The organism is Enterococcus rivorum (assembly GCF_001742285.1).
GTDB lineage: Bacteria > Bacillota > Bacilli > Lactobacillales > Enterococcaceae > Enterococcus_L > Enterococcus_L rivorum.
This window is the reverse complement of the sequence record NZ_MIEK01000049.1, coordinates 1-16,278: the sequence shown is the minus strand read 5'-3', so window position 1 is coordinate 16,278 and position 16,278 is coordinate 1. Positions and strand designations below refer to the sequence as shown.

Here is a 16,278-nt window from a genome sequence, read left to right as displayed (position 1 = left end):
ACAGGTGATGTAAAGTTGAACCGCCGTATACGAGAACCGTACGTACGGTGGTGTGAGAGGTCGGCTAATCAATTAATGATTAGCCTCCTACTCGATTTGATTTGGTAACGAGTTTGGTGACGACTTTTCGTATCTCGTAACTAATTACTCTTGTTTTGCTTGTCTATATTCTTCTAAGCGTTTAATTGTGTCAATTTTTGTTTGGTCATTTGTATGTCCATAAACGTCTCGAATCATATTAGAAGTTTCTGCATGACCGACAAGAGATTTAATAATTAAACCGTCTATTCCTTGATTGAGTAAATCTGAAACGAAGGTATGCCTTAAACCATGAGGAATGATATGAGGAAGTTCATATTTTTTCTCTAGTTGGTTTAGCTTATTGTTCAACCAATCGGTATGAAGTGGTTGGTTGACCTCGCCTTTTTGATTCACATAGGTAAATAAAAACTGTTGAGCTGTTTGTTTAATTCCTAGTTGTTTCAATTCAATTGCTTGTTTTTGCTTCCACTCTTTTAACAAATTCACAATGGTTTCATTGATTGGAACATCTCGGAAGCGATAGCCGTTTTTCATACCTTCTACACGCTCATATCTACCAGTCTCTTTGTTCTTTATGAGTTTGTGGGATAAGGAGATTTGTTGTCTTTGAAAGCCATGTTCTTTTTTCATTAATTGCAAAGATTCTTGAACGATTTCGATAGAATAGTATTTTTTGCGCCGTTTTTGTTCTTTTTTTCGTTTGAGAGCCTCATTTACAGGCATTTCTAGCAATTCATAAGGATTCTTAGAAATATAGCCTTTCAATAAAGAATATTTCATTACTTGTTTTGTATAAGATACACACACCTTGAAATTAGCATAAGGGTTAATCTTTTTTTCTTCATCACCGAAAGCCCATAAAATTTGAAGATTTTCTAAAATATCAAAAGAGACATGTTTTATTTTTTTGTCTCCTAAATAAGGAAGAATGTGAAGGCGAAAAACACTTTTTGTACGGTCTAAAGTACTTTGTTCATGGTGCTTAGTAACAATATACTTCTTTTTCCACCACATTTCATAAACTTCTTTAAAGGTGTAATCTCCTTTCTTTTTCTTGAATTCTCCCTTTAGTTTTTGGAGTTTCGCTTCTTGTTCAAGAATCATAGCTTCTTCTTTTGAATCGGCATAGGCAACAAATCGAGAGAAACCAGCACCCATGTAGACATTTACTTTATATTTTCCATTATTCATTTTTTTAATTGCCATAGTTTTTCCTACTCTCCTTCTTGCACGTCAGAATGTAAGATACTACAAATTAAGTGTACCATGTTTAAACTGACTGGCTAAATTTTTTCAGCCAACGATCAACTTCTATTTTGTCGTAAAGAACAACGCCTTGAACAATAATTTTTGGTAGTCCTTCTGCAATCAACTTATCTAAGGTATTATTGGATAAATTGAGGTAGTGACAAAGCTGTTTCTTTTTGATGTAGCGAGTATTTAAACCAAGTTCGCCTTTGAACTGGTTGACTTCGCTCATTAATAATTGATGAATCGTTTGTTGCAACATTTCTTGTTGTGCTTTTGATAGTAAAATAGTGAGTTCATTCATAACGATCCCCTCCTGTTTTTTTGATTTTTGTGTAATGAACCATACTTTCTTCAAAAGTAATTTTTCGCTCAGGTACGCCATAGTCATTTCTTTCTGTAGAAAATACAGGGCTTTTGCGAACGTAATCTTTTGTAAACAAAACCTGTTTGTTTGTCAGGTCATATGTTTTATTTGCCAATTTTTTTGTTTTTTTAGGAAGCTTTAAATTTTGAGATTTGAAATAGGCTTTTTTCTTGTGTTCTTTAAGCTCTAGCTCTTTATCAAAATACTTACTGATATATCTTCCTCTGTTTTCAATACTGTCCACATCTATTTTGTTGATCGTCACACTACCATGCCCCCAAATAGTAACGAATGTTTTATGAGGAATATATGGAAAGTGAAATAAAATAATGTGGTAATGGATTGCGCCACGTTTTTGTTTTTCCCACGTTGCAAGATAGCTGATTTGGGATTTTTTCGTTTTATAAAGGTTATAATTTAGTCGTTTAATAAATTTTTTGAACTCACTATTTGTATACTCAATGTCTTGTCTATTTTCTTTAAAAGTTAAGGTTAAAAATTTCGTTTGGTTGTCAAAATTCATGTCGACTAAGCGAGCAATGTCAAACCGTGTGTTTTGATAATGTTTTTGTTTTCTTTTTAGGCTGTCATATTGATTTTGTGCAGATAATTCATCAAAATTTTTTCGTGTTCTTTTTTCTTCTAGCCAGTCAAGTTTTCTCTTTTTTTCATTTATAGGGTCTGTTTGTCTGTAAAGTACCGGTTTTTCATAATCCCAAATTTCTATATACGTGGAAGTCTCAATGATTTTTTGATTGTATCCTTTTAACAATCTCAATCCCCTCCAATAGTAGAAATTTAGCGGTCATTAATAAAGTATGATTTATCTTTTGCCTGTTTCAATGAGTAAAAATCATTGCATTTTTTTTCGCCAGATGTTGTTCTATAAAACAAGTTAAGTAGGAAGAAAGGCGATGCCTTTCTTCCAGACCATCCAACCATCGTGTAGCTCTTCTCGGACGGAAAGTCGGTGTCGTCGCTGGGGGCTTCTCACCGCTTCCGCCGAAACCACCCGCTGGTAGGATGGTCTTGTTCAGTATCATTTAACTTTTCTAATGTATATATTCTTTGCCGTAAGTCCATGCACTGATTGTTTAACTCGTGACATTGCTTAGATAAAGCCGTAATCAATTTCTCTTTTTCCTCCATATGAAGTTGAAAAGAATTAAAAATAGCCATCGCTAACTCCTGATGATTCATCGTATTGTATGTGTGATGAACATCAAAGAGTGTACGCAAAGCATTATCACGCCCCATTTTGGGAATTAAATAAACAACTTCTTGCAATTTTTTGATTTCTTCGGTTGAAAAATGCCGAATTTGTTTATGACAAGCATTCTTCCCATACGCCAAATGAAAGGTATAGTGACACTCTTTTTGGATAAAATTTGCCCATTTATTTAATGTTGACAGTGAGTTTAGACCATCAATTTTTTCAATCACTTCATAGGCAGTAAAATAATCAGCTTCCGTCATTTTTGAGTGACTAATTTCACGGAGGAAGCAAAGGCAGAGAGTCCATAATTGATAAATTGTCCATTGACACGCCCCCAAGGAGAGATTTTTAATTCCTCAAACGTGACAACAGCTAACCCTTGGTTTTCTAGTTCTTCCATAGAAATAACAGGAAATTCACTTTTAATTTTTACGCTAATTTTTTCATAGCGTAGTTTAGGAAGCACACACTCGTAGTTCCACCCTAATACTTCCCCGTCTTTTTGCCATTTGGTTACTTGTACGACTTGAAACTCTTTTTCTAGTTTTTCTTTTGGAAAAACTAAATCACTAATTTTGATTGCCATAATTTCATTCCTTCTTTCTGTTTTTATATACGAATATATATACGATCGGTGTAAAAAAATAGAGAATCTCTCTATAAAAATGATGATATACGATTTTGTATACTTTGTCAATAGATTTCCTGTTAAAATATATACGTTTTTAAATACGTTTGTGTTATACTGAATTTTAAGAAGAGTTAGGAGGGTTTAAATGTGTTTGGATTGTTAAAACCAGATAAAGAAAAAGTTGGTGCTCGTCTTAAATTAGTAAAAGATGAATTGAATTTATCTTTTACAGAGTTTGGTCATCGTTTAGGATTAAAAAAACCGACAATCAGTTCTTATGTTCAAGGGTATACCTTAGTACCGTTAGATGTTCTTGAAAAAGTGTCTAAATTTTGTGGTAAACCAGTGGGTTGGTTTTATTTTGGTGAAATTGAAGAGTATATATTTGATTACCTAACATTGGAGGGGCAGCAAGCTTTATTAGCAGACCATCCAGAAGTAACGAATGAGATCAAACATATTTTTTTAACAGATGAATACAAAAATATTGGGTGGGAAAATGAGGTTGGCTATCCAGTAGAAGAATTTATAGATGATTGTTTTGCAGAAATTCACCATAAATTACTGAGAGAACACATTCAAGAATTGGCAGTGAAATTTTTAAAGGAAGAAACATCTGTAAAAGAAGAAAAGGTAGAAGATGCGAGTATTTTCCTCAGTTCAGAAGTCATGGGGTATTATGATGCAACGAGGGATTTTGATTATGGAGATACAGAGAAAATAATCTCTTCTATCAAAAATTACTATGAAGGCGTATTAAAAGATAAAGAACTTTCTTTTGATGATGGGTTTCTTGTTGGAAAGCTGATTAATGTGTTAGCAGATGATCTAGAAACAATGAAATTGATTTCTAGCTTATCAAAGGAGTTAACAGGGCATCCATTTTCTACTCAATTTGGTGGGGGAGAGCTAGTCAAAGCTTTTCAAACCTTGCGACCAGAATTACTAAAAGTCTATGCAGAAGCAACTTCTGATGATTATTATGATTGGTTTGAGAAGTAAGAAAAGATAGGTTCAATAACACAATAAAAGCAGTTAACAGCCACTCCGTTCTCCTAACGTCGCTGTTGACTGCTTTTATTGGGCGCGTGGATTTGTTTGTGCCCCGAGGAATTCACAAAATAGCAAGGACTCAGCTAGTTCTCGGAGCATTTTAGCGTAACATGCCCACCGTTTGTGGAAACAAATAAATCTAGTCTTTGTAAAAATACAACTCTCGCCCCTCAGAATCTAGCAAAATAGCAAAAGACTTTTCGACTCTAACTTTTGGTCGGTTTTTTAATTCTTCAATTTGTTTTTCTAAAGTAGCTGTACTAGTTAAGAAATCTTGGTAGAATGCATTAAAAATATAAGAACTAGCGTGAAATTCTTTAATGATTTTTTTCTTATTTAGAGGAATGGTTCTGTTGCTCCATCATGTTGTGTTTCCTCCTTAGTCCTCTTTTTTGTCTATATAAGTAATGAAGGGAGAGGTTTTTATGAAAGAGAAAACATTAGAAATAAAAATTCATGATTTGATAAATAAGCACGCTATTTCATTAAGTGAGCTATCTAGGTTATCGGACATTGAAGTAGCCGGATTAAGTGAACTAGCGAATGGTAAAAGACAACGGATACAAATTAATCATTTAATTAGAATTGCAGAAGCTATGAATATAGATGACATTGGCGAGATCATTCAACTGAAAAATATTGAGTAAATTTACTTAATCTAAGAGATGAAATAAAAATCAGAAAATGGTGGGAAGGTCAATAATTAGAAGCTATGCAACTTAGATGTGATCTGACTCTGAATTCTAGTGAACACAATCACATCTTTAAAATTAAGCGGTTATAGATGGGCTTTTTCTATAAATAACTGTTAATTAGCGTAACACAATTTCCTTTTTTTTAGTCATCTAGATTAATTTTATTATGGACGGAATTAAATTTTTTTTATACAGTATTTGTAGTATTAAATATGTTTTTATTTTTATATTTTTTTGGTATTTACTAGTGACCAAAAGTATGGTATTCTTTTTTTTTGGAAAGCGTTTTATTTCTTAGTGTTACGATAATAATATATTTTAGATAACAGGGTGAAATTGATACTTCATGGTAAATTCATAAAAAAATTTTAAAGGAGGATGGGAAACATTAATATTTCGAAAAAAATGAAGTTATTCGAATATAGTGGAGCATGGATTGTTGGAAATAAAGAAACTGGGGTTTTTGCAGGTGTGGATACTGACACAAAAATTTTCATAGAAAAAGTTATGCATGGAGAAACAATTAAAACAGAAGAAATTGAGAAGAATAAAGAAATTTTACAATTTCTTGAAGAGCAAGAGTTGATAAAAGAAGATTTTATTGTTGAAAAAATATTTCTGGACACTGTTTATTTACATGTTACTAACGATTGTCCTTTACACTGTATAGGGTGTTATTCAGATGATATATCTAGAAACTGCAAGATAAATATGTCTTTAGAGAAAATTTGTGATATTATTAAACAATTGAAAAAACTAGAGATGAAATCCTTAGTTATTTCTGGTGGGGAGCCATTATTAAGGAAAGATATTGTTGAAATTGTAAGATTTGCAAAAAAAGAAATGGAAATTCCTTATGTCGTTATTTTAACGAGTGGTGTTACATTAAATGAAGAGCTTTCTAATGAGTTAGCCGAATATCTTGATGAAATATCAATATCTATTGATGGATTTAGTAAAGAAGTACCGACTTTTTTAAGAGATAAAGGGATTTTTGAAAAAGTAGAGCAAGCGATTATTATTGCTAAAAATTCAAATTTTAAAAGAATTAGGGTCTTGCCAACTATTCATAAAAACAATATTGATTATATTGAAAACTATAATCAATATGCAAAAGAACAAGGGGTTGGGATATCTTATAGTTTATTAACAGTTCCTCCTAATGATGTATTGAAAGATTGGATTCCGACTAAAAATCAGCTGAAAGAATTAGCGAAAAAAACGACTATGCTTGGTGAGGAATTACAGTTGGGTGTGGGAGTAGATAGTGCTTCCTTAGAGGATTATTATGTCACTGTTTGTGAAAAATGCGGCATAGGCGAAATAACAGTTAGTATAGGAACAGATGGTTCTGTATACCCTTGTCATATGACACATTTGCCAGAGTTGAAAATAGGAAATGTTTATAATGAACAACTAAAAGATATAGTTGATAGAGCGAATAAGAATTATTCAAAATACAATGTAGATAGTAATAGCACCTGTGTGTCATGCCAGCATAAATATTTTTGTGGAGGTGGGTGTCGCGCGAGAGCATATATGTTTACTAAAGATTTATCCGGCGATGATCCGTATTGTCCGATGTTTAAAGAATTTTTTAATAGTTTTTCTAAAGCGGTTACAAAAAGAGTGAAGTAGGAAACTATTTTTATTATATATGTTTTACTATTTTTAGTGAGATATGATTGGGCTAAATGTCCCCAATCTAAAAAACTATTAAAAAATAGAATCTTTAATGTTTGCTCAAAAAAAGTGAAAGGAGGAACCCAAATGTTTTTTAAAAGCAAAAGGGAAAAAAGTTGTTGCATTCAAGTCTTGTGGGTAGGAAGTGCAGGTATCTCTAAGTGGAATATTGCTTTATAAATTGAGAGGAGAAGAAGACAATGTTATTTAAATCATCAAAATCTAAAACCGCATGCATAGGATACATTTTAGCTTATGGTTGGTCAGTTGGGAAAAAATGGGGTTTCAGTTTAGACCTTTAATCATTTTATTTAAAACTAGAAAGGATGAGTAAAATGTTATTTGTAACTAAACAAAAAAAATCTGCTTGTTATGGACCAGGGGTAATGTTAGGTCTTTTGTGTGTTAGTGTAGGCGTAACTGCTAAGGGTTGGTCGGTTTAAAAAGTAATTATGTTAGAGAAATACTTTCGTAAAGTGTTTCTCTAATGTCTTTTGCTTTACTTTTACTCAAAATTTGATAAATAAGAAGATTTTTTGAAAAATAGACTTTAAACTTACTATTTTTCGGGTAATATGGAGGAAAATGTGAAAAAAACTAATTTGACGGATTTATGTGCAAATATATTGATATTGAGTGCCTATTCGATTGTACCATTGATTGTTCTTGGACTGGCAGTTGTTATAATAACTAATTTTTTTTTAGGTGGAATAACAACCGATATAAATAAAACTGATGGATTATTACAAATGTTCGTAGGCTATAGTTTGCCAATGATTTTTGTACTTGTTATAATTCCTTTTCTATTTGAAGTCAAAATAAGAAAGCATTCTCTTTTTGATTTAGGTTTGGTTTTCAAAAAAAATAAAATATCAATTATTGTTATGGCTGTATTGACACTTCTATCTTTTTTAATTTCTATTTACTTTGTAGGAATTAATGATTCAGAAGGTATCGCAATAATTGTTAGCTTTATTGTGGTTGCTTTAACAGAAGAATTCTATTCAAGAGGGGTTTTGTATTCAGAAATTGAAAGAATGTGGGGAAGACAGACAGCAGTATTACTTAGTTCTTTTATCTTTGCTTTTTTATTTCATTCAAATTCAGAATTTGTTGTGAATTTGCTTTTTAGATTGCCAATTGCCCTATTACTGGGTATCTTAAGAAAGAAAACAAATAGTATATATATAGGTTCAGCAGTGCATTATATTTATAACATAATTGTTAACCTATAAGAAAACAAGGAGGATGTAAAGTGTGAAGAAAAAAAATGTTACTATAATATTGTTATGTGGATTATTTCTACTTGTAGGTACACAATTGATTTATTTATCAACAATGTTGAATGATTCAAATTTTTATATGTTAATACTATTTTTATTTGGGATTCCCATTGTTTACCTGTTCATTTTGATGTTGATAATTGGTTACACTTTACAAAACAGAAATATCACTGTAGCTTATGCAGTTATATATTCAACAGTCTTTTCTGTAATTAGTAATTTATTACCTATGTTTTTTTTGAACGATGCTAACATAAAAAAATTGGTTGAAAATACTAATGTACAAGAGGGTGTTACAATTAATATAGGTTCTGGAATTAGCTTTGGTCAGGTATTGTCTACAGTTTTTCTATACATCGTTATTGCCGGTGTAGCAGGATTAATGGGTAACAAGTTCAACAGGAAGAAGCGTTAGTATATGCTAGAAATAAGGAATTTAAGAAAATCGTTTTCATCGAATGAAGTTTTAAAAGAAATAAATATTACTATTAAAAAAGGTGAAATTGTTGGATTACTTGGGAAAAATGGTGCGGGAAAAACTACTTTGATAAAAAGTATTATGCAACTTTTGAAATATGATGGAGAGATATATGTTGATAATCAGATTTTAACATGTAAAAACCTTTATAAACACATTAGTTTTTTATTGGAACCATCTTTTTTAGAGTACTTTACTGCATTTGATAATTTGAAGTTTCTTTATGGACTAAACAATAAACATAATTCAGAGCATACTATAATTGATGCTTTAGAAAAAGTGGGGTTAGAGGATGCTAAAGATAAAAAAATCAAGAAATTTTCTTATGGGATGAAACAAAGATTGGGATTAGCGCAATCGCTCATGGAATGTTTTGATTTTTTGATTTTAGATGAGCCGACAGTAGGAATTGATCCTGTAGGCATGAAAATATTAGACTCACAATTACGTTTTTTAGCTAATACTCAAAATGTAGGAATTTTATTATCATCACATGAATTAGATTTCATAAAGAATATATGTGATCGAGTTATTATATTAGAAAGAGGAATTATCGTTGAAAACAAAAAAATTTCTGAAATAATGAGTAGTTACTGTATTTTTTTGAAAAGCGATTATACTGAAATTTTACAAAAATTGCAAAATACTTCTTTATTTACTCATAAATTGGTTAATAAACGAACCCAAGTTACTATAGCAGAAAGCAATTTGAATAAAATATTAAATTTGTTAGTTAATGAGCAAATAGAAATTGAAAAGATTGCGCTTGTTGAGGAATTATCAAATTATTTTTAAAGGAGTTTAGTTAGATATGGAAACATTGAAAGTGGAAGTAGGGAAGTTATTAAAAAGAAAATCATCAATTAGCTCGATAGTGCTTTTTTTTGCAATACCAATAATTTTTATCATACTTATCAAAACAAAAAATAGTGCAGTTGTGATTTCTGGAAAAATTAATGAATTTACTTTAACCCTTACTGTATGGGAAATGTTAAGAATATTAAAAATATCATACTTGATTCCTATTTTGTTAACAACATCAAATTTAGGAAAAGAAATTTCTGATCGTTCTATTCACATGTATTTAATAAGAGTTAGTAGAAAAAAGCTTTTTTTTAGTAAATTATTTAGCAATATACTTCTTACTACAATGCTTTATTTATCATTTTGGAGTTCTAGTTTGCTTGTTTCACACTTTCTTTTATCTGGTACGGAATTTTTTGAAAAAAATTCCCATAACTTACATATGTTGTCATATGCTTTTCTTTTGGGTCTTTTAGAAATTTTATTTGTTACAGTATTGGCTTGCACAATATCTATTTTTTTTACCAATATAGGAGGGGGAGTGCTAACTTTTTTAGTTATTATTTTATTCACAATATTAAGTAACATAAAAATAATTATGATTTACTTACCGACATATATTTGTGACTTTACACGAATTTTAAAATTAGCTACTAATCAAGACATTACAAATGATGCAGTAAAAAGTACGTTAACTTTATTTATCTATACATGTGCAGTTTTGATTTTGGGAAGTGTAGCTTTTAAAAATATGGATTTGAATTAGGAGGATTTAGTTATGACTGAAAATTATATAAAGATAATATTTTCACTTACTCCAAGTTTACTATTGTTATTGGGAGGTTTTTTGTTTACGCGTTATAAGAACAAATTATGGAACAATCCACTGCTCATTATTCTTAAAAATGATAGAGAAACTGTAAATGAACTTACGGGGAAAATATGGATTATTGAGGGAATGGTTCTTCTTATTATCATTGTTATTTTTAGACTTTATAGGACTACTTGGTTAATCATTTCTTTGTATTTTTTCTCTGTGATATTGTCGTATGCTATTGTCTACTATCTTATAAAGAAGAAAAAAGATTGAATTATTTGCCGAAGTATTGAAATAGTAATGTTTACGAACTAAAAAAAATTTATTTTGATAGGATAAAAAAATTTTTTGTAAGGTTGCTTGTATGTTCCAATAATATGTATTAGATACCTCCCAAGGGTTTATTATTCCATGTTTAACTAGAACTTAATAGAATAGGTTGCTTTGGGAAAACTTATGATTATAGCAATTAATTTGGGGGAGAGAAAATGAAATCAGAGTATACGTGGAGGAATTTCTATAGTCTACTGCTATCTGCACACCCTTCAAGACTGAAACTTATATTTGGAATAGTTTTTAATGGAATTAGTGCTGTTTTAGCATCAATACTACCAATCTTTATACAAAAAGTTATAGATTCTTTTTCACAACAAGGGCAACAAGTTGTTATAGGAAACTATTACTTAATAGTTTTTGTAATTTTTTTTATACAAGCAGTTGCTCAAGTTATTGGGAATTATTCTTTAAATGTTGTAGGAGTGGATGTAGTAACCAATCTAAGGATTCGTCTATGGAATAAAGTAGTAAAACTGCCCAAAGTTTTTTTTGATCGCAATAATTCAGGTGAGCTTTCAAGTCGAATTGTGAATGATACTAGCATGATTTATGATTTAGTTAGTCGTGAAGTAGCACAATTTTTTAATGCGATTATATATATATCGATTGGAGTAATAGTTCTTTTTATTCTTGATTGGAAGCTATTAATTGTTGTATTATTTGGAATTCCTCTTTTTTTTATCCTTTTTATACCCGTTGGACGAATTCTTTCTAAAATTTCAAAAAATATACAAGATTCAATAGCTAATCTAAATGAGAGAGCTTTTCAAATGACTTCAGAAAATACTTTAACAAAGATAAGTTCGGCTGAAAATTTTGAGATAGGGATAGGAAAGAAAAAGATAGCAACTTTAAAACAACATTTAGTAAAACAAATAAAAATTTTAGCCTTCCTAACACCTGTAGTGAATCTAATTGTTATGGGAATTGTTATATCAATAATTACTTATGGAGGTATTCGTGTTGCAGATGGAACGCTGTCTGTAGGTACTTTAATTGGATTTATGATTGTAGTTGTAATGATTATTAATCCTATTTCAAATTTGAGCTCATTTTTTTCTGAACTGCAAAGAACTAAGGGAGCCACTGAGAGAATCTCTGAAATTTTAAATGAACGAGTTGAAAAATTGGAATTAGGTCAGAACATTGATATAAGGGGAAAGTCGTTAAGATTAAGAGAAGTTGAATTTAGATATCAGAATCAGGATGATGGCTTTAAGCTTAACAATATTAATATGAGCATTGAAGTTGGATCTAAGCATGCGTTGGTTGGGCCTAGTGGGGGTGGGAAATCAACAATTTTAGCACTGATAGAACGACTATATGATTTGGATTCAGGTGAAATATTATTAGGTAACTTAAATGTAAACGAAATTTCTTTGAAATCTTGGAGAAGTCAGATTGGCTATGTTTCTCAAGAAAATGACTTGATTTCAGGAACTATTAAAGAGAATTTATTGTATGGTTTGATTGAAGAAAATGTTGATGATACAGATATTATTTTTGCATGTAAAGCAGCTTTTGCATGGGAATTCATTGAAGAAATGTCAGACAAATTAGATACAATGATTGGAGAAAGAGGGGTTACTTTATCTGGTGGACAAAGACAAAGACTTAGCATTGCTCGAACTTTCTTACGAAATCCAAATATCTTGCTTCTTGATGAGGCTACAGCTAATTTAGACAGTAATTCAGAAAAACAAATTCAAGATGCTATTGATAATATTATGAAAGGAAGAACTGTTATAGCAATTGCTCATAGACTTTCAACGATAATAAATTCAGATCAGATTTATTTTGTTCAAGAAGGAACAATTACAGGATATGGAACCCATGAGGAGCTTTTGGGGAGTCATCATCTATACAAAGAATTTTACAAACAACAGATGGAAAGTGGACTGTAGAATCTTCTTTTGTTAAATATTTAAGCAAATAGTTTTGACTATTGGACTTTCTTCGAACATAGATCTGTAGTTACGAGTTTTGTCATTATTTCTTGAAGAGGAAGCACGAGCAAGTACCCTCCTAATATTGGAATGGTTTAGTTATACTTAGCAAAAAATAGATTCTGACGTGCAAGTTATTTTTAATTTGGTTACGAATTTTGGTTACGAGTAGTTAAAATTTAATAAAATATAGTGAAATAAGCATCTTCAATATTTCATATACATCTTTGCTACTACTACATTTTCAATCATTTTAAAAACGGAACATTGTCAACCAGGTCTTAAGAAAGCTCGTAAAGCTTCACAGTTCTCAAAACGTTAATATTAGCTTTATATCAACAATCAAGACGTTTCGCAACTTAGTTTGTGAAGCGTCTTTTTGTTTTTGGGAAAACTTAATCCAAACTAACTCATTTTTAAGTTGTTTTATACCTCTACAAACGCCTTTAAAACCCTTGATGCTATTGAACCTTTTGATTTTAGGCTATTCCTACGCTCCCCTATTTACTGAATATGTAACTACATTAGAAAAATAGATATTAATTAATCTATTCTTCTTTACTCCGATTATAAATTTCAAGTGGCACTCTCTTTTTTATCCAATGTACATTTATACATTTAACTATGTATATTCTATCAATGGCTAGTTAAAAAACGAAATGAATGCGAATTCAGGATGTTTTTTTTAGGTGATAACCAGTTATTCTTTTTATTATAACGGTTAAATGGTAAAATAGTTAATTGTAAGGGGGTTAGGAAATGTATTCTGAATTAGATGATTTTTTAGAAAATGAAAGTGACAAAAGTATTGAAGAGAAAAAGAATATGATTAATGAAATGGTCGATATTCTTAATTTTGAACAATTATCGCAGGTTATTAATTTTTTGAGGGAACCTTTTTTTACCAATAAGTTAAAAGATTATTTACTAGATTCTAGGTTACCAGATATAGAATCAAAAGAATTTCTATTCCTTGTTCAAGCTGCAAAATATAGTGGGAATATAGTGAGGAAATTTATGAATAAAGCAGATATTAGTAATTATTATTTAGATAAATTTATCTATGAGTATAGATTACAAGAAATCTCGAGTGGAATGTATATTTTCCCTCATAAAAGCCTGGATGCACCATTCTTGTTTCAATCGCAATATTCTAGAGCAGTTATTTCACATGAGTCGGCCTTATACATGCTAGATTTGAGTGATGTAATTCCTCGAAGAACCATTATGAGTATGCCAAAGGACTACAAATTTTCTCAATTAAAAAAAAATTCAAATCGTTACATTAAGATTCATGATGACGTATACAATAATAATAAGTCTCTTGTATTCAGTTATTATGAAAATGATCCTATATTCTTAACAAGAAGTGCCCCAATAGGAAGTACTCAAATTGTTACTAAAAAAACACTCAACAACAATCTTGTTCGGATTACATCCGCAGAGAGAACTATAGCAGATATATTAACAACAAATTCTAATACAGAAGAAGAAGTTAAATATGAAGCACTTAAAAAATATTATGATTTATATCCTCGGGATAGTAAGCGATTAAGAAGAATAGCGCATAAACAAGGCGTATTAAAAGAGTTAGACAAGTACTTGTGGGAGTTACAATTATCTTAAGAAGGGCGCGTTGAATTATGAAGTCAAACAGACTAAAAGATCTAATAAAGACTGAGAACTCAGAAATTAGTTTTGAAGAATATAGGATAAGATACGCGACTGAAAGATTTTTATTAAGGTTACAAGAAAGTGAGTATAAAGACAACTTTATCATCAAGGGCGGCTTTTTACTTGGAACTATTTTTAAAGTAGAGCAAAGAACGACAAAAGATTTAGATACGTTATTAAAAGGAATATCTGCAGATAGAAAGAATGTTACTAAGATGCTCGAAATGATTATTAGTATTGAGTTAGATGATGGAGTACAATTTGAATTAATTAATCTATTGGATTCACAACAAGAAAGTATATATGATGGTTTTCGAGCCAAATTTAAAATGACCTTTTTAGAAGAAAAATCAGTCGTTCAGTTTGATTTAGACTTGGGTGTAGGCGATACTATCACCCCTCAAGCAGAAGTTATAGACATACCACTACTTTTCAATGAGAAGAAAGGTGAACGTAAAGCGATCACATTATATGCATATCCGATTGAGACAATTCTTGCTGAAAAAACAGAAATAATACTAAATTTAGGAACAAAAAATTCTAGAATGAAAGATTTTTACGATATACATTTGATTTTAAATTCTCAAAATAAACCAAGTGTCACTAAATTTTATGAGGCTTTTGAGAATACATGGATGTTTCGTCATAAAGAGCTGTCTATTGACGAAGAAGTATTTGATGACTGGTTCTTTATTGTTGATGAAATAATTACAAATAAAGAAATGAATGAAATTTCTTGGAAGAATTACATTAAAGATAGGGAGTACGCAAAACATCTTAAATTGAAGAGTATTGTCAGTCAATTCAAAGACTATTTAGAGGCATTACAAAGAGTATATATAGATAAAAATGGTGTGAACTAGTGAACAAAAAAGTGAAAAGCTACCGCATAATTAAGTGATTTACAAAATACTATATCAAGTGAGGATTTTATTGTTAAGAGTATTTTAGATAATATTTAGTGAAGCTCCCAACATCATGAGAAGGTATCTGTAATCAATTAATAAGTTCAAATTAATGTCTGTATTCAACTAGCAGCTATTTTATCTTTGGTTCAAGTGATATACATCTTAATCAGTTTTTATCCCCTTATAACAATTTTTAGAAAATATAAATATTGATATAAGGGGATTTGACAGACTGGAGATGTACATGTTACATTGGCTATGTTTCTCTAAACGTTAAATGCTGGAGTCGTTGCGAATTTATTCGCTTACGAATACAGTATGGGACGGAGATTTCACAAGAAATCCAGGCCCATTCAATTAGAATGTTTCAAGACACTTTCCAAAATTTGGAGAGTGTCTTTTTTTGATTTGGTTACGACTTTTTTGTACCTCGTAACTAATTACCCTTGCTTTGCTTGTCTATATTCTTCTAAACGTTTAATTGTGTCAATTTTTGTTTGGTCATTTGTATGCCCATAAACGTCTCGGATCATGTTAGAAGTTTCTGCATGACCAACAAGAGATTTAATAATTAAACCGTCTATTCCTTGATTGAGTAAAACAATCAGGAGGGAATCATGAAGTATAAAATTTTCTGCGATTTCAAATGGATGAAAATGGTATAAGTTAAAAGGGAAATACTTGCTTTTTATTTAGGAGTATCTATTCAAGAAAAGTTTGCTATGATAAACTGAATTGGTAGTTCTTTTTATTAAATGAATAATTAAGGGGTGAGAAAATGGCAATAAAAAGTAATACAACGATTGCGGGTGGTATATCGGCCTCGTTTAGTCGTTCAGCTAGTGCGTTAAATGCAATCAATGCGCCAACTTCCAGTGCCACTAGGACGACTGTAACTGGGAATCAACAGGCGCAAAAAAGTGGACTTGATTTTGGTCAGCGCTTGCAAAGGATTTCAAATGCGATTGCGAAGGATGGGAATAATATCCATTCAGTAGCCCAAGAGTTTGAAGCGATTGATCAAAAAATTAATAGCAGTATTTTAAATTCAACTCCGATACTAAGAGGTGGTTATTCGTGAAAGCGGACAGAGAAAA

Annotated in this window: 17 protein-coding genes; 12 read left to right on the top strand and 5 right to left on the bottom strand. The window is 30.8% G+C overall.

Features of this window, described 5'->3' with window-relative positions; genetic code table 11:
* Window positions 1-144 precede the first annotated feature (144 nt).
* The 5 genes from BCR26_RS14265 to BCR26_RS14245 form a co-directional block, all read right to left on the bottom strand.
* On the bottom strand, window positions 145-1,248 hold the full coding sequence (locus tag BCR26_RS14265) for a site-specific integrase (protein ID WP_069699670.1): 1,104 nt from the start codon (window positions 1,246-1,248) through the stop codon (window positions 145-147).
* 64 nt (window positions 1,249-1,312) lie between these two features.
* Window positions 1,313-1,594 carry a helix-turn-helix domain-containing protein gene (locus BCR26_RS14260; RefSeq protein ID WP_069699669.1) on the bottom strand — a complete coding sequence of 94 codons (282 nt, stop codon included), beginning with the start codon at window positions 1,592-1,594 and terminating at the stop codon, window positions 1,313-1,315.
* Window positions 1,587-2,429 carry a rolling circle replication-associated protein gene (locus BCR26_RS14255; protein ID WP_069699668.1) on the bottom strand — a complete coding sequence of 281 codons (843 nt, stop codon included), beginning with the start codon at window positions 2,427-2,429 and terminating at the stop codon, window positions 1,587-1,589. Before BCR26_RS14255 ends, BCR26_RS14260 begins: the two co-directional genes overlap by 8 nt.
* A 218-nt stretch (window positions 2,430-2,647) precedes the next feature.
* Entirely contained in the window at window positions 2,648-3,133 is a 486-nt protein-coding gene (locus tag BCR26_RS14250; RefSeq protein WP_069699667.1) for a hypothetical protein, read from the bottom strand.
* Entirely contained in the window at window positions 3,130-3,459 is a 330-nt protein-coding gene (locus BCR26_RS14245) for a hypothetical protein (RefSeq protein ID WP_069699666.1), read from the bottom strand. Before BCR26_RS14245 ends, BCR26_RS14250 begins: the two co-directional genes overlap by 4 nt.
* A 192-nt stretch (window positions 3,460-3,651) precedes the next feature.
* Between BCR26_RS14245 and BCR26_RS14240 the strand changes: the two genes are divergently transcribed.
* From BCR26_RS14240 to BCR26_RS14185, 12 genes are all read left to right on the top strand, one after another.
* Window positions 3,652-4,506, top strand: a complete 855-nt coding sequence (locus BCR26_RS14240) for a helix-turn-helix domain-containing protein (RefSeq protein WP_069699665.1) — start codon at window positions 3,652-3,654, stop codon at window positions 4,504-4,506.
* A 476-nt stretch (window positions 4,507-4,982) separates the two neighbouring features.
* Window positions 4,983-5,204, top strand: a complete 222-nt coding sequence (locus tag BCR26_RS14235; protein ID WP_069699664.1) for a helix-turn-helix domain-containing protein — start codon at window positions 4,983-4,985, stop codon at window positions 5,202-5,204.
* A gap of 453 nt (window positions 5,205-5,657) precedes the next feature.
* Entirely contained in the window at window positions 5,658-6,890 is a 1,233-nt protein-coding gene (locus BCR26_RS14230; RefSeq protein WP_211272311.1) for a radical SAM/SPASM domain-containing protein, read from the top strand.
* Window positions 6,891-7,522: 632 nt separating this feature from the next.
* Window positions 7,523-8,170, top strand: a complete 648-nt coding sequence (locus tag BCR26_RS14225; RefSeq protein ID WP_069699662.1) for a CPBP family intramembrane glutamic endopeptidase — start codon at window positions 7,523-7,525, stop codon at window positions 8,168-8,170.
* A gap of 22 nt (window positions 8,171-8,192) precedes the next feature.
* Window positions 8,193-8,633 carry a hypothetical protein gene (locus BCR26_RS14220; protein ID WP_069699661.1) on the top strand — a complete coding sequence of 147 codons (441 nt, stop codon included), beginning with the start codon at window positions 8,193-8,195 and terminating at the stop codon, window positions 8,631-8,633.
* A 3-nt stretch (window positions 8,634-8,636) separates the two neighbouring features.
* Entirely contained in the window at window positions 8,637-9,491 is an 855-nt protein-coding gene (locus BCR26_RS14215) for an ABC transporter ATP-binding protein (protein ID WP_069699660.1), read from the top strand.
* Between the two features lie 16 nt (window positions 9,492-9,507).
* Window positions 9,508-10,266, top strand: coding sequence for a hypothetical protein (locus BCR26_RS14210; RefSeq protein WP_069699659.1), 759 nt, complete (start codon window positions 9,508-9,510; stop codon window positions 10,264-10,266).
* Between the two features lie 12 nt (window positions 10,267-10,278).
* A complete protein-coding gene (locus BCR26_RS14205; RefSeq protein ID WP_069699658.1) occupies window positions 10,279-10,590 on the top strand; it encodes a hypothetical protein in 312 nt (103 codons plus the stop codon).
* A 215-nt stretch (window positions 10,591-10,805) separates the two neighbouring features.
* Complete coding sequence (locus tag BCR26_RS14200; protein WP_069699657.1) at window positions 10,806-12,557, top strand: ABC transporter ATP-binding protein; 1,752 nt, start codon at window positions 10,806-10,808, stop codon at window positions 12,555-12,557.
* Window positions 12,558-13,358: 801 nt separating this feature from the next.
* Window positions 13,359-14,225, top strand: coding sequence for a hypothetical protein (locus tag BCR26_RS14195; RefSeq protein WP_069699656.1), 867 nt, complete (start codon window positions 13,359-13,361; stop codon window positions 14,223-14,225).
* Between the two features lie 17 nt (window positions 14,226-14,242).
* Window positions 14,243-15,136, top strand: a complete 894-nt coding sequence (locus BCR26_RS14190; RefSeq protein WP_069699655.1) for a nucleotidyl transferase AbiEii/AbiGii toxin family protein — start codon at window positions 14,243-14,245, stop codon at window positions 15,134-15,136.
* 823 nt (window positions 15,137-15,959) lie between these two features.
* A complete protein-coding gene (locus BCR26_RS14185) occupies window positions 15,960-16,262 on the top strand; it encodes a TIGR04197 family type VII secretion effector (protein ID WP_069699654.1) in 303 nt (100 codons plus the stop codon).
* Window positions 16,263-16,278: the final 16 nt, after the last annotated feature.